This window comes from Variovorax sp. LARHSF232 (genome assembly GCF_052871435.1).
Window position 1 is genome coordinate 591983 of record NZ_JBIXJS010000001.1, and the last position, 22595, is coordinate 614577.

18 protein-coding genes are annotated in these 22595 nt (G+C 67.6%); 8 read left to right on the forward strand and 10 right to left on the reverse strand.

The features are described from left to right. Nucleotides 1-43: 43 nt before the first annotated feature. Together ACIPRI_RS02910 and ACIPRI_RS02915 are read left to right on the forward strand one after the other, a co-directional pair. Entirely contained in the window at nt 44-631 is a 588-nt protein-coding gene (locus ACIPRI_RS02910; RefSeq protein ID WP_446588302.1) for a type VI secretion system amidase effector protein Tae4, read from the forward strand. Nucleotides 632-919: 288 nt separating this feature from the next. Continuing rightward, the gene (locus tag ACIPRI_RS02915; protein WP_446588304.1) at nt 920-1459 is read left to right on the forward strand and encodes a M23 family metallopeptidase; all 540 of its coding nucleotides are present in this window, start codon (nt 920-922) and stop codon (nt 1457-1459) included. A gap of 17 nt (nt 1460-1476) precedes the next feature. Here the strand turns inward: ACIPRI_RS02915 and ACIPRI_RS02920 are convergent, their stop codons facing one another. Next, nucleotides 1477-1950 carry a cyanophycin metabolism-associated DUF1854 family protein gene (locus tag ACIPRI_RS02920; RefSeq protein WP_446620368.1) on the reverse strand — a complete coding sequence of 158 codons (474 nt, stop codon included), beginning with the start codon at nt 1948-1950 and terminating at the stop codon, nt 1477-1479. Nucleotides 1951-1955: 5 nt separating this feature from the next. Beyond that, nucleotides 1956-4211 (reverse strand): cyanophycin metabolism-associated ABC transporter, encoded by a 2256-nt coding sequence (locus ACIPRI_RS02925; RefSeq protein ID WP_446588306.1) that lies wholly within the window; start codon nt 4209-4211, stop codon nt 1956-1958. Between the two features lie 141 nt (nt 4212-4352). Between ACIPRI_RS02925 and ACIPRI_RS02930 the strand changes: the two genes are divergently transcribed. The 3 genes from ACIPRI_RS02930 to ACIPRI_RS02940 all read left to right on the forward strand — a co-directional run bounded on the left by ACIPRI_RS02930 (nt 4353) and on the right by ACIPRI_RS02940 (nt 9777). Beyond that, nucleotides 4353-6614, forward strand: a complete 2262-nt coding sequence (locus ACIPRI_RS02930; RefSeq protein WP_446588308.1) for a cyanophycin synthetase — start codon at nt 4353-4355, stop codon at nt 6612-6614. 14 nt (nt 6615-6628) lie between these two features. Further along, nucleotides 6629-9196, forward strand: a complete 2568-nt coding sequence (cphA, locus tag ACIPRI_RS02935) for a cyanophycin synthetase (RefSeq protein WP_446588310.1) — start codon at nt 6629-6631, stop codon at nt 9194-9196. Between the two features lie 170 nt (nt 9197-9366). Further along, nucleotides 9367-9777: a hypothetical protein gene (locus tag ACIPRI_RS02940; protein WP_446588312.1), complete on the forward strand. Its 411-nt coding sequence runs from the start codon at nt 9367-9369 to the stop codon at nt 9775-9777. Here the strand turns inward: ACIPRI_RS02940 and yjfF are convergent. Genes yjfF through ACIPRI_RS02980 form a run of 8 tightly spaced genes read right to left on the reverse strand, consistent with a single transcriptional unit; the run spans nt 9770 to nt 19719 of the window. Next, nucleotides 9770-10804 (reverse strand): galactofuranose ABC transporter, permease protein YjfF, encoded by a 1035-nt coding sequence (gene yjfF / locus ACIPRI_RS02945; protein WP_446588314.1) that lies wholly within the window; start codon nt 10802-10804, stop codon nt 9770-9772. The genes ACIPRI_RS02940 and yjfF overlap by 8 nt on opposite strands. Next, nucleotides 10801-11868 carry an ABC transporter permease gene (locus ACIPRI_RS02950; protein WP_446588316.1) on the reverse strand — a complete coding sequence of 356 codons (1068 nt, stop codon included), beginning with the start codon at nt 11866-11868 and terminating at the stop codon, nt 10801-10803. The genes yjfF and ACIPRI_RS02950 overlap by 4 nt, the downstream gene beginning before the upstream one ends. Further along, entirely contained in the window at nt 11865-13388 is a 1524-nt protein-coding gene (locus ACIPRI_RS02955; protein WP_446588318.1) for a sugar ABC transporter ATP-binding protein, read from the reverse strand. The genes ACIPRI_RS02950 and ACIPRI_RS02955 overlap by 4 nt, the downstream gene beginning before the upstream one ends. Further along, nucleotides 13388-14611, reverse strand: a complete 1224-nt coding sequence (gene mmsB, locus ACIPRI_RS02960) for a multiple monosaccharide ABC transporter permease (protein ID WP_446588320.1) — start codon at nt 14609-14611, stop codon at nt 13388-13390. Before mmsB ends, ACIPRI_RS02955 begins: the two co-directional genes overlap by 1 nt. After that, a complete protein-coding gene (gene mmsA, locus ACIPRI_RS02965; protein ID WP_446588322.1) occupies nt 14598-16151 on the reverse strand; it encodes a multiple monosaccharide ABC transporter ATP-binding protein in 1554 nt (517 codons plus the stop codon). Before mmsA ends, mmsB begins: the two co-directional genes overlap by 14 nt. Next, a complete protein-coding gene (gene chvE / locus ACIPRI_RS02970) occupies nt 16151-17224 on the reverse strand; it encodes a multiple monosaccharide ABC transporter substrate-binding protein (protein WP_446588324.1) in 1074 nt (357 codons plus the stop codon). Before chvE ends, mmsA begins: the two co-directional genes overlap by 1 nt. Nucleotides 17225-17251: 27 nt before the next feature. Then, nucleotides 17252-18217, reverse strand: coding sequence for an ABC transporter substrate-binding protein (locus ACIPRI_RS02975; RefSeq protein WP_446588326.1), 966 nt, complete (start codon nt 18215-18217; stop codon nt 17252-17254). 50 nt (nt 18218-18267) lie between these two features. Further along, complete coding sequence (locus ACIPRI_RS02980) at nt 18268-19719, reverse strand: aldehyde dehydrogenase family protein (RefSeq protein ID WP_446588328.1); 1452 nt, start codon at nt 19717-19719, stop codon at nt 18268-18270. A 98-nt stretch (nt 19720-19817) separates the two neighbouring features. On the opposite strand from ACIPRI_RS02980, the gene ACIPRI_RS02985 reads away from it, so the two are divergent. The 3 genes from ACIPRI_RS02985 (at nt 19818) to ACIPRI_RS02995 (ending at nt 22593) form a co-directional block, all read left to right on the forward strand. Continuing rightward, nucleotides 19818-20777: a LysR family transcriptional regulator gene (locus ACIPRI_RS02985; RefSeq protein ID WP_446588330.1), complete on the forward strand. Its 960-nt coding sequence runs from the start codon at nt 19818-19820 to the stop codon at nt 20775-20777. A gap of 135 nt (nt 20778-20912) precedes the next feature. Continuing rightward, nucleotides 20913-21800, forward strand: coding sequence for an SMP-30/gluconolactonase/LRE family protein (locus tag ACIPRI_RS02990; protein ID WP_446588332.1), 888 nt, complete (start codon nt 20913-20915; stop codon nt 21798-21800). Between the two features lie 31 nt (nt 21801-21831). Then, nucleotides 21832-22593: an SDR family NAD(P)-dependent oxidoreductase gene (locus tag ACIPRI_RS02995; RefSeq protein WP_446588334.1), complete on the forward strand. Its 762-nt coding sequence runs from the start codon at nt 21832-21834 to the stop codon at nt 22591-22593. Nucleotides 22594-22595 lie beyond the last annotated feature (2 nt).

Sequence of the window (22595 nt, forward strand, 5' to 3'; positions counted from 1 at the left end):
TACTGGGGAGACGAGGCCCTAGCGAAGCAATTGGGAGACCACGATGCCTAATAGAGCGCAGCGGGTTCCGACCAACACAACACCAGACTCCAGGGCGACGGTACAACTCAAGAAGGTCCGCTTTGCAGAGTTGTGGGACGCCTATCCAGGCGGTACCCCTTACGTCGACCCCAAGACAGGCGAGGTGCCACAAGGTTTTGAGAATCAATGCGCGATCCGCTTGAGCGTGACGCTGCACAAGGTCGGCGTCGAAATGCACTCGTTTCGAGGCAAAGGCCAGATTCGATTGGACGGCAAACGTACGGCTGTTCTGGCTTCGGAGATGGCCGATTGGCTGCGCTTGAAGCCGATGGCAAGCATGGGCACGCCCGAGAACATCACCGGGAAGAACTGGCAGGAGAAGATCAAGGGCCGCACCGGCATCGTCGCGTTCAAGAATTACTGGATTCGCGTTGGGCAGTCAGCTCCCAGTGGGGGACATATTGACCTATGGAAGGGATCTCGGATGACGTCGGGGAGTGTCCGGGGCGCAATGACCAACTTTTTTCGCTTCAACTTGGGCCTCGAAAGCGGGCTTGGCTACTCGGATCTCGGCAAGGCAACGGAGATTTTGTTTTGGGAGGTGCGGTGAAGGTCTTGCTCATCGTATCGGCCATCGCTGGCGCCTCAGTCGGAGCAGCCTTGTGGCACTTCTGGACGCCGCGTTGCGACGAGCTCTGTCCCACCTGGGTCGCCTTGTCGATGAGTGGAACAGTGCTCCTATGTCCAATCGCAGGCATGCTTGCCGGAGGGATTGTTGGCGCGACGAGCCGAACGCTTGTCTGGCGACTTGGAGCAGGAGGCATGCTCCTTGCGGTGGTCGCAACGACAATCACTGTGCTTAGTCTGGCGGTGCATTGACATGAGGCAGGCGGAGTCCATGAAGAAGCAAACTGGCCCCGGGCAACGGGGCTACACCTTCGTGGCGCTCGTGCTGCTGCTTGGCGCCGGCTTCCTCGTGCCTGGCGCGCCCGTCATTCCCGTGAGCGGCGCGACCAGTCAGGATTGGAATCCGAAATCCTTCTGGTTTGAACCCTGGGGAGTCTCCGGCGTTCACAAGGGCATCGATATCTTTGCTCCATTGGAAACGGATGTGCTCTCGGCCACTTCGGGAATCCTCATCTATCGAGGAAAGCTCCGCCTCGGTGGCAATGTGGTTGCAGTTCTTGGGCCGAAATGGCGCATCCACTACTACGCTCATCTTTCCGAGAGCAACCTTCAAGTACCGCTGCTCATCGCGCGTGGATCCCGCATCGGCCAGGTCGGCACGACGGGCAATGCCGCAGGCAAAGCGCCGCACCTTCACTACGCCATCGTTTCGATTTTCCCGCTGCCGTGGCATTACAGCGACGCATCGCGCGGTTGGATGCGCATGTTTTACCTCGATCCTGGCGCGCTGCTTCAGCCTTCCGCCTCCTGATCAGGCTCGGACGCACCTCACAGAAAGCGCTCCAGCAGTTTTCTCGAATGCCGGTCCAGCGCCGCCGGCTCCGGCACGCGGAACTGAACGCCCGCCGCGCTGGCGATCAGCAAGGCGCCATCCTCCAGCCGTCGGATGTCTTCCTCGGCCTTGAGCACGAAGCTGGTGTCGCCGCGGTCGGTGCTCACGCTCCAGGTGCTGGGCACGCCGAAGCTCGATACCTTGTGCAGCGCCAGCAAGGTGGGCGCGAAGTCGCGCACCGCCAGCACCTCGGCAAGCAGTCGGCGCGATGCTTCGGGCAGCGCCTGCAGATCGTCGATCCAGACGCGTTCGCGGCCATCGCCGCCGACCAGCGAGATGCCGTGGTCCGGCGCCGTCAGCGGAAAGGCGCGCACGGGCACCACGGGTTCCGGTGCAGCGCCGTCGTCCGGCAGCAGTGCCAGCCGGCCCAGGCTGTCGCGTTCCAGGTGGAGCTTGTTCATGTCTGTCATCGTCATCAAGCCGTTCCTGCCGGATGGGCCGCATGGGCGGGCGCCGGCGCCGGCGACGGCATCTCGCCGTCGTCATCCACCTGGCGGGCCTGCGCCTGATAGAGGCGCCAATAAGCGCCCTGGCGCTCCATCAATTCATCGTGCGGACCGACCTCGACGATCTCGCCACGGTCCATCACCACCAGGCGATCGGCCTTGCGAAGCGTCGACAGGCGGTGCGCGATGGCGATGGTGGTGCGGCCCTGCACCAGGTTGTCCAGCGCCTTCTGAATTTCCTTCTCGGTCTCGGTGTCCACCGCCGAGGTGGCCTCGTCCATGATCAGGATGCGCGGGTCGATCAAGAGGGCGCGCGCGATCGAGATGCGTTGGCGCTCGCCGCCCGACAGACCCTGGCCGCGCTCGCCCACCAGCGAGTCGTAGCCCTGGGGCAGGCGCAGGATGAAATCGTGCGCGTGGGCGGCGCGGGCGGCGGCCACGATCTCCTCGCGCGTCGCGTCCGGCTTGCCGTAGGCGATGTTCTGCGCAATGGTGCCGAAGAAGAGAAAGGGCTCCTGCAGCACCAGGCCCACGTGGCGCCGGTAGTCGGCCACCGCAAAGCGGCGGATGTCGGTGCCGTCGACCTTGATGGCGCCATCGGTCACGTCGTAGAAGCGGCAGATCAGGTTGACCAGCGTGCTCTTGCCCGAGCCGCTGTGGCCCACCAGGCCGATCATCTCGCCGGGCTCGATGACGAGGTCGAGGTCGCGGATCACCGCGCGGCTGCCATAGCGGAAGCCCAGTTCCTTCATTTCGATGCGCCCCTGCACCGAATCGAGCTTCACCGGGTTGGCCGGCTCCGGCACGTTGCTCACGTGGTCCAGGATGTCGAAGATGCGCTTGGCCCCGGCGGCCGCCTTCTGCGTCACCGAGACGATGCGGCTCATCGAATCGAGCCGCGTGTAGAAGCGCCCGATGTAGGCGATGAAGGCGGTGAGCACCCCCACCGTGATGCGGCCGCGCGCCACCTGCCAGATGCCGAAGCCCCACACCACCAGCAAGCCGATCTCGGTCAGGAGCGAGACCGTGGGGGTGAACAGCGACCAGGTCCTGTTGAGCTTGTCGTTGACCTTCAGGTTGTAGGCGTTGGCGGCACGAAAGCGGTCGGCCTCGCGCTTTTCCTGGGCAAAGGCCTTTACCACGCGGATGCCGGGGATGGTGTCGGCCAGCACGTTGGTGACCTCGCCCCAGACCCGGTCGATCTTTTCGAAGCCGGTGCGAAGGCGGTCGCGCACCACGTGGATCAGCCAGGCGATGAAGGGCAGCGGCACCAGCGTGACGACGGCCAGCAATGGGTTGATGGAGATCAGGATCGCCGCCGTCATGCCGATCATGATCACGTCGGTGAGGAAGTCCAGCGCATGCAGCGACAAGAAGACGTTGATGCGGTCGGTCTCCGAGCCGATGCGCGCCATCAGGTCGCCGGTGCGCTTGCCGCCGAAGTAGTCCAGCGGCAGGGTCAGGAGGTGCTCGTAGGTGGTGGTGCGCAGGTCGGCGCCGATGCGCTCCGAGACCAGCGCCAGCAGGTAGGTGCGCGCCCAGCCCAGCCCCCAGCCGGTGAGCGCCGCGGCCAGCAGCGCGCCCAGGAACAGCGCCACCTTGGTGAAGGAGATCTGCTGCCCGTTCTGGAACGGAATCAGGATGTCGTCCATCAGCGGGATGGTCAGGTAGGGCGGCACCAGGGTGGCCGCGGTCGAGGCCAGGGTCAGCAGGAAACCGATGATGAGCTGCTTGCGATAGGGCCGGGCAAAGCGGCCCAGGCGCAGCAGCACCCAGGTGGAGGGCGGGATCTGGAGTTCGGTGTCGGTGTCCGCCTCGGGGGCGGCGGCCTCCTCCTCGGCCAGCTCGGCGCGGGCGCCGCGCTGCCCGAACAGCTTCAAGAGCCGCAAGGCCGCGGCCTGGCCCGCCAGGGTGTAATGCCAACGACCTAGCATCTGCCGGCCATCGGCCAGGTCCAGGGTACCGACGCCGGCATGGTCGGCCAGCTGCAGCGCCAGTTGCGGCGCAGCGAGCGACCACTGACGCCACTGCCCGCCGGCACTATCGCGCGCCAGCAAGCGCTGATCGGTCAGCGCCAGCAGGCCGGCGCCAAAGCGCAGTTGGGCGTCGAGGTCAACCACGAGGGTGGCCAGAACGTTTTCCCCGGCAACGAGCTGGCTTTTCAGCGCATCCGAGGCCCTGGTGGCCTCGCCCTCACGGGCGCCCGGTGAATCAAGATATTGCATGTATTTATGGATGGCGGGCCGTGAGCCGATACTTGGACCTTATTCAGGTGTCCCGCGGGCGCCGATTTTGACTGATACCCCAGGCGCTTTTTTCGCCCGGGCCGCGCATGACGCGCGCCTGAACGCCCTACGAACGTTTCCATGACCCGTTTCGACGACATTCAACTTCTTCGCGTCAACTATTTGCGCGGTCCCAACATCTGGACCTACCGTCCGGTACTCGAAGTCTGGCTCGATCTCGGAGCCCTGGAAGACTTCCCCTCCAACAAGATCGACGGCTTCACCGATCGTCTCACCACCCTGCTGCCGGCGCTGATCGAGCACCACTGCGGCGTGGGCGAGCGCGGCGGCTTCATCCAGCGCCTGACCGAGGGCACCTGGGCCGGCCACGTTCTGGAGCACGTGGTGATCGAACTCTTGAACCTGGCCGGCATGCCCACCGGTTTCGGCCAGACGCGCAGCACCTCCAAGCACGGCGTCTACCGCATGGTGTTCCGCGCCCGCGACGAGCAGGTGGCCCGCGTGGCGCTGGCCCAGGGCCACCGCCTGCTGATGGCGGCCATCAACAACGACCGCTTCGGCAAGGCCGAGGTGCAGGCCGCGGTGGATGCGGTCAAAGCCAAGCTGGAAGACTGCTACCTCGGCCCCAGCACCGCCGCCATCGTCGGCGCCGCCACCGACCGCGACATTCCCTCCATGCGCCTGAACGCGGGCAACCTGGTCCAGCTGGGCTACGGCGCCACGCAGCGCCGCATCTGGACCGCCGAGACCGACTACACCAGCGCCATTGCCGAATCCATCGCCAGCGACAAGGAGCTCACCAAGTCGCTCCTGGCCAACTGCGGCGTGCCGGTGCCCGAAGGCCGGGTGGTCGAGAGCGCCGAGGAAGCCTGGGAAGCCGCGCAGGACATCGGCCTGCCGGTGGCCGTCAAGCCCTCGGATGCCAACCACGGCCGCGGCGTCTCGCTGGAACTGACGACGCGCGAGGAAGTGATGGCCGCCTTTGCGGTGGCCGAGCCCGAAGGCAGCGACGTGATGGTCGAGCGCTTCATCCGCGGCTCCGAGCATCGCCTGCTGGTGGTGGGCGGCCAGGTGGTGGCCGCCGCGCGCGGCGAGATCATCACCGTGACCGGCGACGACAAGCAGACGGTGGCGCAGCTCATCGACAGCCAGCTCAACAGCGACCCGCGCCGCGGCGCCGAAGAAGAATTTCCGCTGGACATCATCGTGCTGGACACCGACGCCAAGCTGCAGCTCGAGCTCAAGCGCCAGGAACTCGACGGCGCCTCGGTGCCGGCGGCCGGCCGCGTGGTCACCATCCAGCGCAACGGCAACCTGGGCGTGGACTGCACCGACCAGGTCCATCCTGAAGTGGCGCATGCCGCGGTGCTGGCGGCGCGCGTGGTGGGCCTGGACATCGCCGGCATCGACATGGTGGCGCAGGACATCGCCAAGCCGCTGCAGGCCCAGGGCGGCGCCATCGTCGAAGTGAACGCCGGGCCGGGCCTCTTGATGCACCTGAAACCCGCCATCGGCTCGCCGCGTCCGGTGGGCCGCGCCATCTGCGACCACCTGTTCCCCGACGACGGCATCGACGCCGCCCCCGGCCGCATCCCGGTGGTGGGTGTGGCCGGCTCGCACGGCACCGCCGTGCTGGCGCGCCTGGTGGCCTGGCTGGTCGGCCTGTCCGGCCTGCACACGGGCCTGGCCTGCCGCGACGGCCTGTTCCTGGAGCGCCGCCGCGTCGACGCGCGCGACAGCGCCAACTGGGAAGCCGGCCACCGCCTGCTGGTGAACCGCTCGGTGCAGGCGGTGGTGATCGAGAACGGGGCAGAGACCATCCTGAGGGACGGCCTGCCCTACGACCGCTGCCAGATCGGCATCGTCACCGACCTGGACGGCTTCGAAGCGCTGGGCCATTTCGACGTCAGCGAAAGCGACCAGATGGTCAAGGTGCTGCGCACCCAGGTCGACGTGGTGCTGGCCGAAGGCACCGCGGTGCTCAATGGCGCCGACCCGCGCGTGGCGGGCCTGGCGCCCCTGTGCGATGGCGACGTGATCCTCTATTGCGCCGACCCGCAGGCCCAATCGTTGGCCGAACACCAGGCCAAGGGCGGCAAGGCGGTGCTGGTGCGGCAAGACCGCATCGTGCTGGCCAACGGCAGCAGCGAATCTTTCCTGCCGGGCCTGGGCCGCCTCACCGTCTGGCGCGCCAGCCATGCCGGCGTCGGCCTGGAAAGCCTGCTGGCCGCGGTGGCCGCCGTCTGGGCCTTGGGCATTCCGCTGAACCTGATCGGCGCCGGCGTGGAAGCCTTCGAGGCCGACCTGCAGTCGGCCCTGGCCTCGCTGCAGCTGTCGCAAAGCGTGCCATTTCTAGAGACGCAACCACTACAACTCGCCTGAGCTGACAAGATCCCATGGAAGTCACCCGCATCCGCGCCCTGCGCGGGCCCAATCTCTGGAGCCGGCACACGGCCATCGAAGCCATCGTCGCCTGCCAGGGCGCCGAGAACGCCATCAGCGAACTGCCCGGCTTCGAGCAGCACCTGCGTGCCCTGTTCCCCACCATCGGCGAGCTGCACCCGATCGTGCTGGGGCAGCCGCTGGCGCTGGCGCACGTGCTGGAGCACGCGGCGCTGGCGCTGCAGGCGCAGGCCGGCTGCTCGGTCAACTTCGGCCACACCACCGCCACCACCGATGAGGGCGTCTACCAGGTGGTGGTGCAGTACGGCGAAGAAGCCGCGGGCCGGCTCGCGCTGAAGCTGGCGCAGCAGCTGATCGAAGCGGCCCTGCGCGGCACCGCCTTCGACGCACACGACGCCATCGCGCAACTGCGCGACCTGGACGAATCCGAGCGCCTGGGCCCGAGCACCGGCTCCATCGCCGATGCGGCGGTGGCGCGCGGCATTCCCTATCGCCGGCTCACCAAGGGCAGCCTGGTGCAGTTCGGCTGGGGCTCCAAGCAGCGCCGCATCCAGGCCGCCGAAGTCGACGCCACCAGCGGCGTGGCCGAGTCGATCGCGCAGGACAAGGAGCTCACCAAGCAGCTGCTCAACGCCGCCGGCGTGCCGGTGCCGCTGGGCCGCCCCGTCAAGGATGTCGACGATGCCTGGGCCGCCGCCCTTGAAGTCGGCCTGCCGGTGGTGGTCAAGCCGCAGGACGGCAACCAGGGCAAGGGCGTCACCGTCAACATCATTTCGCGCGAGCAGTTGGCGGCTGCCTATGCCGCCGCCGCCGAGTACGGCGAGGTGATGGTCGAGAAATTTTTGCCCGGATTCGACTTCCGCCTGCTGGTGGTGGGCGACCGGCTGGTGGCCGCGGCGCGCCGCGATCCGCCGCAGGTGATCGGCGACGGCGTCTCGACCGTGCGCCAGCTGGTCGACACCGTCAACCTCGATCCGCGCCGCGGCGAGGGCCACGCCACCTCGCTCACCAAGATCCGGCTGGACGACATCGCCGTCGGCCGCCTCGAAGCCCAGGGCCTCAAGCCCGACAGCGTGCCCGAGCTGGGCCAGCGCGTGGTGCTGCGCAACAACGCCAACCTGTCCACCGGCGGCACCGCCACCGACGTGACCGATACGGTGCATCCCGAGATCGCCGCGCGCGCCGTCGATGCGGCGCAGATGGTGGGCCTGCACATCTGCGGCGTCGACATGGTGTGCGAGAACATGCTGGTGCCGCTGGAAGAGCAAAGCGGCGGCGTGGTCGAAGTCAACGCCGCGCCCGGCCTGCGCATGCACATCTCGCCCTCCTTCGGCCGTGGCCGCCCGGTGGGCGAAGCGGTGATGGACACCCTGTTCGCTGCCGGCGACGACGGCCGCATCCCGGTGATCGCCGTCACCGGCACCAACGGCAAGACCACCACCGCGCGCCTCATCAACCACCTGCTGGCCTCCAGCGGCCTGTGCACCGGCATGACCAACACCGACGGCGTCTACGTGGACGGCCGCCAGACCGACAGCGGCGACTGCAGCGGCCCGAAGAGCGCGCGCAACGTGCTCTTGCACCCCGACGTGGACGCGGCCGTGTTCGAGGTGGCGCGCGGCGGCATCCTGCGCGAAGGCCTGGGCTTCGACCGCTGCCAGGTAGCGGTGGTCACCAACCTGGGGCAAGGCGACCACCTGGGCCTGAACTACATCACCACGGTGGACGAGCTGGCCGTGCTCAAGCGCGTGATCGTGCGCAACGTGGCGCCCGGCGGCTACGCGGCGCTCAATGCGGCCGATCCCACCGTGGCGGCCATGGCCGCCAGCTGCCCGGGCGGCGTCATCTTCTTCACCGCCGACCGCTCGCACCCGGTGATGGCCACGCACCGCGCCCAGGGCAAGCGCACCGTGTTCGTCGACCAGGACGCGATCGTCGCCTCCGAAGGCTCATGGCGCGAGCGCGTGCCCCTGCGCGACGTGCCGATCACCCGCAACGGCACCATCGGCTTCCAGGTCGACAACGTGATGGCGGCGGTGGCCGCAGCCTGGGCCGTGGGCCTGGACTGGGACACCATCCGCAGCGGTCTGGCCAGCTTCAAGAGCGACACGCACGGCGTGCCGGGCCGCTTCAACGTGATGGACTACCGCGGCGCCACCGTGATCGCCGACTACGGCCACAACACCGACGCCATGCGCGCCCTGGTGGCCGCGGTGGACACCATGCCGGCCAAGCGCCGCTCGGTGGTGATCAGCGGGGCCGGCGACCGGCGCGACGAGGACATCCGCGACCAGACCGCGATCCTGGGCCGGGCCTTCGACGACGTCCTCCTCTACCAGGACGCGGCCCAGCGCGGGCGCGCCGACGGCGAGGTGATGGGCCTCCTGCGCCAGGGCCTGCAGGGCGCCACCCGCACCCGCTACATCGACGAGATCCGCGGCGAGTTCATCGCCATCGACAAGGCGCTGGCGCGGCTCGAACCAGGCGACCTGTCGCTGATCCTGGTCGATCAGGTGGAAGAAGCGCTGGAGCACCTGGCCAAGCGCATTGCCGAGGCCTGAGGCCTTTTTTCAAGGCCTTCTCGAAGGACTCGTCCTACGCCGACAGGCGCCGGCGACGCCGCGGGCAGGGCCGGGGCCGTCCGACAAGGCCGGTGCGGCGGGGCTCGCAAACTGAACTGGCAGAAACGCGCCGTCGTGGCGTGTTGCCTGCCAATTCAAGGAGCGAAGCCATGAATTACTCGATTCGAATAGGTTGCTCGGCCTTGCTGGCCGCCGGCAGCCTGCTGGCCGCCTCGAGCGCCATCGCCGCGGGTCCGTCGGGCCGAGCCGGCGCCGGCGGCAGCCAATACCAGGCCGAACGCGCGCTGTGCGACAACATCCAGCAAGACCGTGCCGCCTGCATCCGCGAAGCCGGCGCTGCCCAGCAGGCAGCGCGCCAGGGCGCCCTGACCAATGCCCCGACCGACGTCTACCGCAACAACGCGCTGGCCCGCTGCCAGGTGCAGCCGGCAGAAGACCGCACGGCCTGCGAGGACCGCGTGCTCGGCACCGGCGTGACCTCGATCGACGGCAGCGTGCTGGGCGGCGGCGCCATCCGCGAGACGGTGACACCGATCCCTTCGCGGCCGCAGCTCAACTAGGGCCGCCTGCCGCCCGCGCGCCAAAGAGGCGCTGCAGCAGGCAAAACACAAACAGCAGCGCCCCCACCACGATGCGCGTCCACCAGGAGCTCAGGGTGCCGTCAAAGGCAATCAGCGTCTGGATGATGCCCAGCATCATCACGCCGAAGAGGGTGCCCACCACATAGCCCACGCCGCCGGTGAGCAGCGTTCCGCCGATCACCACGGCGGCGATGGCGTCCAGTTCCAGCCCCATCGCATGCAGTCCGTAGCCGGACAGCATGTAGAAGGTGAACAGCACACCGCCCAGGGCCGAGCAAAAGCCCGACAGCGTGTAGACGCCCACGATGGTGCTGCGCACCGGCAGCCCCATCAGCAGCGCCGATTGCTCGTTGCCGCCGATCGCGTAGACGGTGCGGCCGAAGGCGGTGTAGTGCGCCACGAACACCGCCAGCGCCACCACCGCCAGGGCGATCAGCGCTGACAGCGTGATCGATGCGTCGCCCCACACCGGCACGCGCAGCTGCGCGATGTCGGCGTAGGTTTCGTGGCCGATGCTGATCGAATCGATGCTGATCACATAGCACAGCCCCCGGGCCAGGAACATGCCGGCCAGGGTCACGATGAAGGGCTGCAGCCGAAAGCGCTCGATCAAAAATCCCATGAAGGCGCCGAACAGCGTGCCCATGGCCAGCACCAGCGGAATCACCGCGAGCGGCGGCCAGCCGTGCTTTTCCACCAGCGCGGCCGACACCATGGTGCTGAGCGCGATGACCGCGCCCACCGACAGGTCGATGCCGCCCGACAGGATCACGAAAGTCATGCCGACTGCGACCACGCAGAGAAAGGCGTTGTCGATCAGCAGGTTGAGGAAGACCTGCAGCGAGAAGAAGCCCGGATAGAACACCGAGCCCAGCGCCGCCATCAGCACGAACAGCGAGATGGTGGCGGCCAGCGGCAGGTAGCGGGGCTGCAGTCGAGGCGGGTGACGCGGGCTGCGCTTTGATTCAGGCGCAGCGTCGCGCCGGATGGACACCGCCGAACTCATCGCACACCCGCCCCGCGCGGCGCACGGCGCACCAGCCCGCGCACCGAGGCCCGGAACTCGGCCGACTGCAGCAGCATCACCAGGAACACCACCACCGCCTTCACCAGCAGGTTGATCTCCGGCGGCACGCCCAGGGAATAGATGGCGTAGGTCAGGGTCTGGATGATGAGCGCGCCGATCACGCTGCCCACCAGGCTGAAGCGCCCGCCGGTCAGCAGGGTGCCGCCCAGGGTCACGGCCAGGATGGCGTCCAGCTCCAGCAGCGCGCCGGCGTTGTTGCCGTCCGCGCTCTTCACGTTGGAGCTGACGAGCAGGCCCGCCACGCCGGCGCAAAAGCCGCAGAACATGTAGGCGCCGACGATCAGCCGCCGCGCCCGCACGCCCGACAGGTAGGCCGCCGCCGGATTGATGCCCACCGACTGGATGAACAGGCCCAGCGCCGTTCGCGTGATGGCCAGGTACAAGACGGCAAACACCGCCAGCGCGATGAACAGCGAGAACGGCAGCCCCAGCAGGTAGCCGCTGCCGATGAAGAAATAGGGCGCGTAGTAGATCGTGATGATCTGCCCGCCGGTGATGAGCTGCGCGATGCCGCGCCCGGCCACCATCAGGATCAGGGTGGCGATGATGGGCTGCATGCCGATGCGCGCCACCAGGATGCCGTTCCACAGGCCGCAGGCCAACGCCACCCCGAGCGCAGAGGCGATCGCCAGCCACATCGGAAAGCGGCTGACTTCGGCCGCCGCGCCGTCCTTCACCACCAGCGAGCCGCCGATCATGTAGGCCGCCAGCGCCGCCGCGATGGCCACCACCGCGCCCACCGAGATGTCGATGCCGCGGGTGGCGATCACCAGCGTCATGCCCAGCGACACCAGGATCAGCGGCGCGGCCCGATTCAGGATGTCGATCAGGCTGCCGTACAGGTGGCCGTCGCGCCATTCGATGTGCAGGAAGGTGGGGTTGAAGGCGGCATTGATCGCCAGCAGCAGCACCAGCGTGACCAGCGGCCACAGGAGGCGATGCTGGCCCCAGCGCTGCAGAAGGCTTGCGGTGCTGCTGCTCATGTCTGTGCCGCGATGAGTTCGTACACCGCGTCTTCCGAACTGCCGGCCGGCAGCTCGCCCACCTTGCGCCGGTCGCGCAGCACCGCGATGCGGTGCGACACGCGCACCACCTCGTTCATTTCCGACGAGATGAAGAGCACCGCCAGGCCGCCGTCGGCCAGGCGCAGGATCTCGTCCATGATTTCCTGCTTGGCCGCCACGTCGATGCCGCGCGTGGGTTCGTCCAGCAGCAGAAGACGCGGGTTGGTCGCCAGCCAGCGCGCCAGCATGGCCTTCTGCTGGTTGCCGCCGGACAAGAGGCCGATCGGCGTTTCCACGCTGGTGGTCTTGATGCCCAGGGCCTTCACGAAGCGCTCGGCCAGCGCGGTCTGCTCGGCGCGCGAAAGGTTGCGCTTCAGGCCCAGGCTGGCCTGCAGCGCCAGCGCGATGTTCTCGCGCAAGGAGAGCTCGGCCACGATGCCGTCGCTCTTGCGCTCTTCCGGGCACATGGCCAGGCCGCGCCGCACCGCCTCGGCCGGGCTGGCGAAACGCACTTCCTCGCCATCGATGCGCAAGCTGCCTTGGTCGGGCCTGGCCAGGCCGAACAGCAGGCGGGCCAGTTCGGTGCGACCCGAGCCCAGCAGGCCGGCCAGCCCCAGCACCTCGCCACGACGCAGGCGCAGGTCCACCGGCTTCAGCTGGCCGGCCTGCGCGATCTGCTCGGCCTGCAGCAGCACCGGCGCGTCGGCCGCCAGCGGCGGGCGATGCGCCGCCGCGCCGCCAGCGGACAGGTCGACCTCGCGCCCCACCATGGCCGTGATCAGGGCCTGCGGCCCCAGTCCGGCGGCCGGCCATTCGCCCACGAAGCGGCCGTTGCGCAGTACCGTGATGCGGTCCGAGATGGCATAGACCTGGTTCAGGAAGTGCGTGACGAACAGGATGGCCAGGCCCTCGCCGCGCAAACGCCGCAGCACCGAAAAGAGCTTCTGCACCTCGTCCTCGTCCAGGCTGGACGTGGGCTCGTCCAGGATCAGAACGCGCGCCGACACGCCCAGTGCCCGGGCAATCGCCACCATCTGCTGCACTGCCACCGGGTAGCTGGACAGCAGCTGCGAGACGTCGATGTCCACGTCCAGCCGCGCCAGCAGTTCGCGCGCGCCCCGGTTCACCGCGGCCCAGTCGATCCGCCGGCCCTCAAGCCAGCTGCGGCGCGGATAGCGGCCGCCGAAGATGTTTTCGGCCACCGACAGGTTGGGGCACAGGTTCACTTCCTGGTAGACGGTGCTGATGCCCAGGCGCTGCGCCTCCAGGGGCGAACCCGGCCGGATCGGTTGGCCATTCAACCGCATGTCGCCCGCATCGACGGCGTGGACCCCCGTCAGCACCTTGATCAGGGTCGACTTGCCGGCGCCGTTCTGTCCCATCAGCGCATGGATCTCGCCGGGGCGCAGCACCAGCTGCACGTCCTGCAGCGCCGCCACGCCGGCAAAGCGCTTGTGGATGCCGCGCAGCTCCAACGCGGCAGGCAGTGCGTCGGCCATCATTTGTTCCTGTTGTAGACGTCGATGAAGACCGCCGCCAGCAGCACCAGCCCCTTGATGACTTGCTGGTAGTCGATGCCGATGCCCATGATCGACATGCCGTTGTTCATCACCCCCATGATGAAGGCGCCGATCACCGCGCCCATCACTCGGCCCACGCCGCCCGAGGCCGAGGCGCCACCGATGAAGCATGCCGCGATCACGTCCAGCTCGAAGCCCAGGCCCGCCTTGGGCGTGGCCGTGTTCAGGCGCGCCGCAAACACCAGGCCCGCCAGCGCCGCCAGCGCGCCCATGTTCACGAAGGTGAGAAAGGCCAGGCGTTGCGTGTGGATGCCCGACAGCCGCGCTGCCTTTTCATTGCCGCCCATCGCGTAGATGCGCCGGCCGACGGTGGTGCGGCGCGTGACGAAGTCGTAGGCCACGATCAGCACCGCCATCACGATCAGCACGTTGGGCAGGCCGCGGTAGGTGGCCAACAGGTAGCAGAAATAGAGGATGGCTGCTGCAAAGAACAGGTTCTTCACCAGGAAGAAGCCGAAGGGCTCCTCTTCCATGCCGTGGCGCGCCAGTTGGGCGCGGCCACGCAGCTTGGACAGGAGCAGCGCCAGCGCCGCAACCGCGCCCAGCACCAGCGAGGCCAGGCGCAGCGACTCGGCGCCGAAGGGATCGGGCACGAAACCCGAGCTGAGCTTCTGGAAGGCCGTCGGAAAAGGTCCCACCGACTGGCCCGCCAGCAGCGCCAGCGTGAGCCCCTTGAACACCAGCATGCCGGCCAGCGTGACAATGAAGGAAGGCATGCGCGCGTACGCCACGAACCAGCCCTGCGCCGCGCCGATGAGCGCGCCGGCCACGATGCAGAAGAGCCCGGTGGGCAGGTAGGGCCAGTCGTACTGCACCATCAGCACCGCCGCCAACGCGCCGATGAAGCCGCACACCGAGCCCACCGACAGGTCGATGTGGCCGGCCACGATCACCAGCAGCATGCCCAGCGCCATGATGACGATGTAGCTGTTCTGCAGCACCAGGTTGGTCAGGTTGAGCGGCCGCATCAGGGTGCCGTCGGTCAGCACCTGGAACAGCGCCATGATCGCGACCAGCGAGATGAGCATGCCGTACTCGCGCAGGTTGCTCTGCACGAAGCCCTTGTGCGCCGACGTGGCGGCCACCGGCAGACCCGGTGCGCGCACCGGTTCCGCCGCCACCTTTGCTTCACTGCTGCCCATGATCGCCGCTCCCCGAGTTGACGATGACCCGCATGATGCGCTCCTGCGATGCCTCTGCCACCGGCATCTCGGCGACGAAGCGGCCTTCGTTCATGACATAGATGCGGTCGCACATGCCCAGCAGTTCCGGCAGTTCGGAAGAGATCATCAGGATGCTTTTGCCCTCGCTCGCCAGCTGGTCGATGATGGTGTAGATCTCGTACTTGGCGCCCACGTCGATGCCGCGCGTGGGCTCGTCCAGGATCAGGAGCTCGGGCTGCGTGAAGAGCCACTTGGCAAGCACCACCTTCTGCTGGTTGCCGCCCGACAGGTCGACCGCATGCTGCGTCACGCCGGCGCAGCGGATGCGCAGTGCCTTGCGGTAGTCGCTGGCCACCTTGAACTCGCGGCCCGCGTCGAGCAGGCCCGCCTTCGATACGCCGGCCAGGTTGGCCAGGCTGATGTTGGTGCGAATCTCTTCCTCCAGCACCAGGCCCAGGGCCTTGCGGTCTTCGGTGACATAGGCGATGCCATGGGCGATGGCCTTGCTCACGGTGCCGATGTCCACCGGCTGGCCATGCATGAAGGCGCTGCCGCTGATGCCCTGGCCATAGCTGCGGCCGAACACGCTCATGGCGAATTCGGTGCGCCCCGCGCCCATGAGGCCGGCAATGCCGACGATCTCGCCGCGCCGCACCGTCAGGTTCACGCCCTTCACCACCTCGCGGTCGGCGTGCTGCGCATGGCGCACGCGCCAGTCGCGCACCTCGAAGATGGTCTCGCCGATGCGGGGCTGGCGCTGCGGGTAGCGGTGCGCCATGTCGCGCCCCACCATGCCGCGGATGATGCGGTCTTCGCTCACCGGGCCCGCGCGGCAATCCAGCGTCTCGACCGTGGCGCCGTCGCGCAACACCGTGATCGCATCGGCCACCTTGGCGACCTCGCCCAGCTTGTGCGAGATGAGGATGGAGGCAATGCCCTGCGCCTTCAGCTCCAGCAGCAGGGCCAGCAGCGCGTCGCTGTCGCTTTCGTTGAGGCTGGCGGTCGGCTCGTCCAGGATCAGAAGGCGCACGTCCTTGGACAGCGCCTTGGCGATTTCCACAAGCTGCTGCTTGCCCACGCCCAGGTTGGTGACCAGCGTGCCGGGCGATTCGCGCAGGCCCACCTTGGCCAGCAGCGCCCGCGTCTGGCCGTAGGCCAGCGTCCAGTCGATGATGCCGCCGCGCGCGCGCTCGTTGCCCAAAAAGATGTTCTCGGCAATCGACAACAGCGGCACCAGCGCCAGCTCCTGGTGGATGATGATGATGCCCAGCTTCTCGCTGTCGCCGATGTCCCGAAAGCGCCGCGGCGCTCCGTCGAAGTGGATCTCGCCGGCGTAGGAACCGGCGGGGTAGACGCCGCTGAGCACCTTCATCAAGGTCGACTTGCCCGCGCCGTTCTCCCCCACCACCGCATGGATCTCGCCCGCGCGCACCGCAAGGTTGACGTTGTCCAGCGCATTGACGCCTGGAAAGGTCTTGGTGATCCCGCGCATCGCCAGGATCGTGTCGCCCTGGGGCATCACTTGATCTGGCTTTCCTTGTAGTAGCCGCTGTCGACCAGCACCGCTTTCCAGTTGGAGGCATCGACGCTGACCGGCTTGAGCAGGTACGAGGGCACCACCTTCACGCCGTTCTCGTAGGTCTTGGTGTCGTTCACCTCGGGCTTCTTGCCGGCCATCATCGCGTCCACCATGCTCACCGTGACCTTGGCCAGCTCGCGCGTGTCCTTGAAGATGGTGGATGTCTGCTCCTTGCGCAAAATGGACTTCATCGACGGGACCTCGGCGTCCTGCCCGGTCACCACCGGCATCGGCAGCGAGGCCGAGCCATAGCCCACGCCCTTGAGCGAAGACAGGATGCCGATCGACAAGCCGTCGTAGGGCGACAGCACCGCATGCACCCGCTCCTTGCTGTAGTAGGCCGACAAGAGGTTGTCCATGCGCGCCTGCGCCACCGCGCCGTCCCAGCGCAGCGTGCCCACCTTCTCCATGCCCATCTGCTTGCTGCGCACCACCAGCTTGCCGCTGTCGATGTAGGGCTTGAGCACCGACATCGCGCCGTTGTAGAAGAAGAAGGCGTTGTTGTCGTCGGGCGAGCCGCCGAACAGCTCGATGTTGAAGGGGCCCTTGCCGGCCTTGAGATCCAATGCCTTCTCGATCGACTGCGCCTGCAGCACGCCGACCTGGAAGTTGTCGAAGGTGGCGTAGTAGTCGACGTTCTTGGAGCCGCGGATCAGCCGGTCGTAGGCGATCACCTTGATGCCCTTGTCAGCCGCCTTCTGCAGCACGTCCGACAAGGTGCTGCCGTCGATGGCGGCGATCACCAGCACCTTCGGCCCCTTGGTGACCATGTTCTCGATCTGGGCCAGCTGGTTGGGGATGTCATCGTCGGCGTACTGCAGGTCGGCCTTGTAGCCTTTCTCGCCCAGCGACTTGACCATGTTGGAGCCGTCCGCGATCCAGCGCGCGGACGACTTGGTGGGCATCGAGACGGCGACCAGGCCCTTGTCCTGCGACAAGGCGAGCGCCGGGATGCAGAACAGCCCGGCGGCCGCCAGGCCGCCCAGAAGGCGCTTGAGAAAGTGTCTCTTCATGTCTGTTGCTCCTGAGGCTTGCTCGAATCAGTACTTGCGCTTGGGGAATTCGGCAGCGGCGATCTCCATGGGGAAGATGCCTTCCTTGGTGATGATGCGCTTGGGCACCGGCTTGCCTTCCTTGATGTCCTTCACCGCGCTCATCAGCTGCGGCCCGAGCAACGGACTGCATTCCACCGACACGTTGAGCTTGCCGGCCATCATGGCCTCGAAGGCGCCCTTCACGGCGTCGATCGAGATGATGACGATGTCCTTGGCCGGCTTCATGCCCGCTTCCTCGATGGCCTGGATCGCGCCGATCGCCATGTCGTCGTTGTGCGCGTACAGCACATTGATCTTCTTGCCCTCGGCCTTGAGGAAGGCTTCCATCACCTCCTTGCCCTTGGCGCGGGTGAAGTCGCCGGTCTGCGAGCGGATGACCTTGAACTTCGGGTCGGCCTTGATGATTTCCTCGAAGCCCTTCTTGCGGTCGATGGCCGGCGCCGAGCCCACCGTGCCCTGCAGCTCGACGATGTTCACCGGGCCCGGGTTGCCCTTCATCTTCTCGACGAGCCAGCGGCCGGCCTTGCGGCCTTCCTCGGTGAAGTCCGAGCCCATGAAGGTGACGTAGAGGCTGTCGTCCTTCACGTTGACCGAGCGGTCGGTGAGCACCACCGGGATCTTGGCCGCCTTGGCCTCGCGCAGCACGGTCTCGAAGCCGGTCTCCACCACCGGCGAGAAGGCGATCACGTCCACCTTCTGCGCGATGTAGGAGCGGATGGCCTTGATCTGGTTCTCCTGCTTCTGCTGGGCATCGGAGAACTTCAGCTCGATGCCGGCCTCTTGCGCGGCCGACTTGATGGATTCGGTGTTCGCGGTGCGCCACTCGCTTTCCGCGCCGACCTGGGCGAAGCCCAGCACGATCTTCTTTTGCGCGAAGGCCGACAGGGGCAGGACGCCGGTGACCGAGGCCGCGGCCAGGGCGGCAGTGAGGGTACGACGGTTGATGCTCATGGTTGTCTCCTGTGGTTGGTTTGAATGAGCGGACGGAAAGCGAAGAATGCTCAGGCTTGCATGTAGCCGGTCTTGGTGACGGTGTAGAACTCGGCCGCCTGCCGGCCTTGTTCGCGCGGGCCGTAGCTGGAAGCCTTGCGCCCGCCAAAAGGCACGTGGTAGTCCACGCCGGCCGTGGGCAGGTTGACCATGGTCATGCCGACCTTGGCATGGCGCCGGAAATGCGTGGCATGGGCCAGCGACCGGGTGCAGATGCCCGCGCACAGGCCGAAGGGCGTGTCGTTGGCCAGCTGCAGCGCGTGCTCGTAGTCGTCGGCGCGCAGCACGCAGGCCACCGGGCCGAAGATCTCGTCGCGCGCCACCCGGTGCTCGGGCTGCGCCAGAAAGAGCGCCGGGCTCATGTAATGGCCCGGGCTCGCGCGCTGCAGAAGGTCGCCGCCCCAGACATGCTCGGCCCCTTCCTCGCGGGCGGCCTGCACCGCATCCAGGTTGCGCTGCAGCTGGGGGCCATCCACCACCGGGCCGATCTCGATGCCGGGCTCCAGTGCATGGCCGACTTTCAGTGCCGCCATGCGCTGGCGCAACCGGGCGACGAAGCTGTCATGCACCGATGACTCGACGATCAGGCGGCTGGAGGCAGTGCAGCGCTGGCCGGCGGAAAAGAAAGCGCCCTGCAGCGCGCATTCCACCGCGCGCTCCAGGTCGGCGTCGGCCATCACCACCAGCGGGTTCTTGCCGCCCATCTCCAGCTGCAGCCTGGCGCGCCGCGCGGCGCCCGCCTGCAGCAGGCGCTCGCCCACCGGCACCGAGCCGGTGAAGCTCAGCGCGTCCACCGCCGGATGCTCGACGATGGCCTGGCCGACCTCGCGGCCGCTGCCCATCAGAAGGTTGAAGGCGCCGGCCGGCAGGGCCGCGCGGCTGATGATCTCGGCCAGCGCCCAGCCGCAGGCCGGCACCAGTTCGGAGGGCTTGAACACCACGCTGTTGCCGAAGGCCAGCGCCGGCGCGATCTTCCAGGCCGGAATGGCATAGGGGAAGTTCCAGGGCGTGATCAGCCCCACCACGCCCACCGGCTCGCGCGTCACGTCCACCTGCACGCCGGGGCGCAGCGACGCCACCGTCTCGCCCGGGCTGCGCAATGCCTCGCCGGCGAAGAACTTGAAGATCTGGCCGGCGCGGGCGGCCTCGGCCACTGCCTCGGGCAAGGGCTTGCCTTCTTCGCGCGCCAGCAGCAGGCCCAGCTCGTCCTTGCGCGCCAGGATCTCGCTGCCGATCTGGTCCAGCGCATCGGCGCGCCGCTGCGGCGTGCTGTGGCTCCAGGAGGCAAAGGCGTCGGCGGCGGCACGGATGGCCCGCTCGGCCTGGCTGCGATCGGCCCGCGCGTACTCGGCCACGACCTCGCCCGTGTCGGACGGATTTCGGCTGATGCCCGTGGTGACACCCGTTTCCCAACGGCCGTTGATGTACTGGCGGGCTTTGTGCTGGAGGTCGCTTCGCTTCAAGGTGTCGCGGAGTGTAGGAATGTCACCGATAGCTTTCCAATGAAGATTTGGGCTGAATCGATATCAGAAATCGGATTGACGAAAACCCTTGGACATCAATGACCAACTACAGCCACTGGTACATCCGCGCGCGCCTGAAGACCCGCCAGCTCCTCCTGCTGGTGGCCCTGGCCGAAGAAGGCAACATCCACCGCGCCGCCCAGGTGCTGAACATGACGCAGCCGGCCGCCTCCAAACTCCTGAAGGACCTGGAGGACGTGCTGGAGGTGCCGCTGTTCGAGCGCCTGCCGCGCGGCATGCGCCCGACCTGGTACGGGGAAACCATGATCCGCCACGCCCGGGTGGCGCTGGCGAGCCTGAACCAGGCGCACGACGAGCTGGTCGGCCTGAAGGCCGGGCGTTTCGGCCAGGTGGCGGTGGGCTGCATCACCGCGCCCGGGTTGTCGCTGCTGCCGCCGGCGGTGGCGATGGTCAAGCGCGAGCACCCCAGCCTGCAGGTGTCGCTGGAGATCGAGACCAGCCCGGTGCTGCTGGAGCGCCTGGCCCAGGGCAAGCTGGACATGCTGGTGGCGCGCCTGTTTGCCGAGCACGACAAGACCCAGCTGCGCTACGAGGCGCTGGTGGAAGAACCCATCAGCGCCCTGGTGCGGCCCGGCCATCCCTTGCTGGGCATGAGCGGCCTGACCTTGCGCGATGTGGTCGCCAGCGGCTGGATCGTGCCGCCCGCCGGCAGCGTGCTGCGGCACCGCTTCGATTTGATGTTCCAGGAAGAAGGCCTGGCGCCGCCGATCAACCTGATCGAGACCTCGGCCCTGCTCTTCACGACCCGCATGCTGCAGCAAAGCGACATGGTGGCGATCGTGGCGACTGACGTGGCGCGCTACTACGCGGCGCACGGCATCGTGGCGGTGCTGCCGGTGGCGATGAACTGCCACATGGACGCCTTCGGCATCATCACCCGCACCGACCGCCTGCTCTCGCCTGCCGCCAAGGTGATGATGCGCGCGCTCAAGGCCGCCAGCGGCGAGGTGTATGGAGTGCGGCTGGAGATGGACTGACATAACAAAGCAGGCATCGATCGATGCCTTTTTGCCGTCTTTCCAGCATGGGTCGTCGGCGCTAGCATCGGCCGCCAACGACAACGAAGGAGACAAGCCCTGAACCCCGCCACCTCATCCCTGCCCGCGCCGCGCGTGCTCGACGCGCCCCGCGTCATCTGGAACGCCGGCGCCGAACTGGGCGAAGGCACCGTCTGGTCAGAGCGCGAACAGGCGCTGTACTGGCTCGACATCCTGGGCTGCAAGCTGTACCGCTATCGCCCCAGCGACGGCGCGCGCAGCAGCTGGGACTTCGACGAGGAGATCTCCGCGCTGGCCGAACGCGCCAACGGCCAGGGCCTGATCGTCACGCTGCGCCATGGCTTCGCGCTGTTCGATCCGAACGCGGACAAGCCGGTGCCACGCATGCTGCACAAACCCGACACGGAGCCGGCCAGCAACCGCTTCAACGACGGCAAGTGCGACGCGCAAGGGCGCTTTTGGGGCGGCAGCATGGACTACGCATGCGAAGCGCCCACCGGCGCGCTCTACCGCTTCGACCCCGACGGCCGCTGCACGCGCCACATCGAAGGCGTGGCGGTGAGCAACGGCCCGGCCTGGTCGCTCGACGGCCGCACCCTGTACTTCAACGAAACGGTGCGCGGCCGCATCCGCGCCTACGACTTCGAGCCTGAATCGGGCACCCTCCGCAACGAGCGCGAATGGCTGCGGCTGGCCAAGGGCGAGGGCCTGCCCGACGGCATGACGACCGACGCTGCCGGCCGCCTCTGGCTTTGCCACTGGGCCGGCTCGCGCGTCAGCTGCCTGGACCCGGTGAGCGGCGCGGAGCTGTGCCGCATCGAGCTGCCTGCCGCCAACATCACCGACTGCGCCTTTGGTGGCCCCGATCTGCGCACGCTCTACATCACCAGCGCCTGGAGCGGCCTCACGACCGAAGAGCGCGCCGCCCAGCCCTTGGCCGGCGCCCTCTTCGCCGTGACGCTGGACAGCCCGGGCCTGCCGGCGGCGCAATTCGCCGGATGAACCCCGCGACGAAATTGGAATCTGACCCCCAATGAATGCTCTCTATCCCAGCCTGCAGGATCGCAGCGTGCTCATCACCGGTGGCGCCAGCGGCATCGGCGCCACCCTGGTCGAGAACTTCGTGGCGCAGGGCGCGAAGGTCGGCTTCATCGACATCGACGCGGGCAACGGCAATGCGCTGGCGGCCGCGCTGGCCACCGGGGCGCGCCATGAACCGCTGTTCGTGCACGCTGACCTCACCGACATCGCGGCGCTGAAGGTGGCCATCGAGGCGATTCGCGCCAGCAACGGGCTCATCACCGTGCTGCTCAACAACGCGGCCAACGACAAGCGCCACAGTATCGAGGAAACCACGCCACAGACGTGGGACCTGGGCATCGCCGTCAACCTGCGGCACCAGTTCTTTTCCGCGCAAGCGGTGGCGCCGGACATGCGCGCGGCCGGCGGCGGCTCCATCATCAACCTGGGCTCGGTCAGCTGGATGCTCAAGCAGGGCAGCATGCCGGTCTACCTCACGGCCAAGTCGGCGGTGCAGGGCCTCACGCGCAGCCTGGCGCGCGACCTGGGGCCGTCCAACATCCGGGTCAACACGCTGGTGCCGGGCTGGGTCATGACCGACAAGCAGCTGCGCCTGTGGGTCAAGCCCGAGTCGAAAGACGAGATCGCCAAGGGCCAGTGCATCAACCAGCCGCTGATGCCGCAGCACATCGCCAGCATGGCGCTGTTCCTTGCGGCCGACGACAGCGCCATGTGCACTGCGCAGGACTTCGTCGTCGACGGCGGCTGGACCTGAGC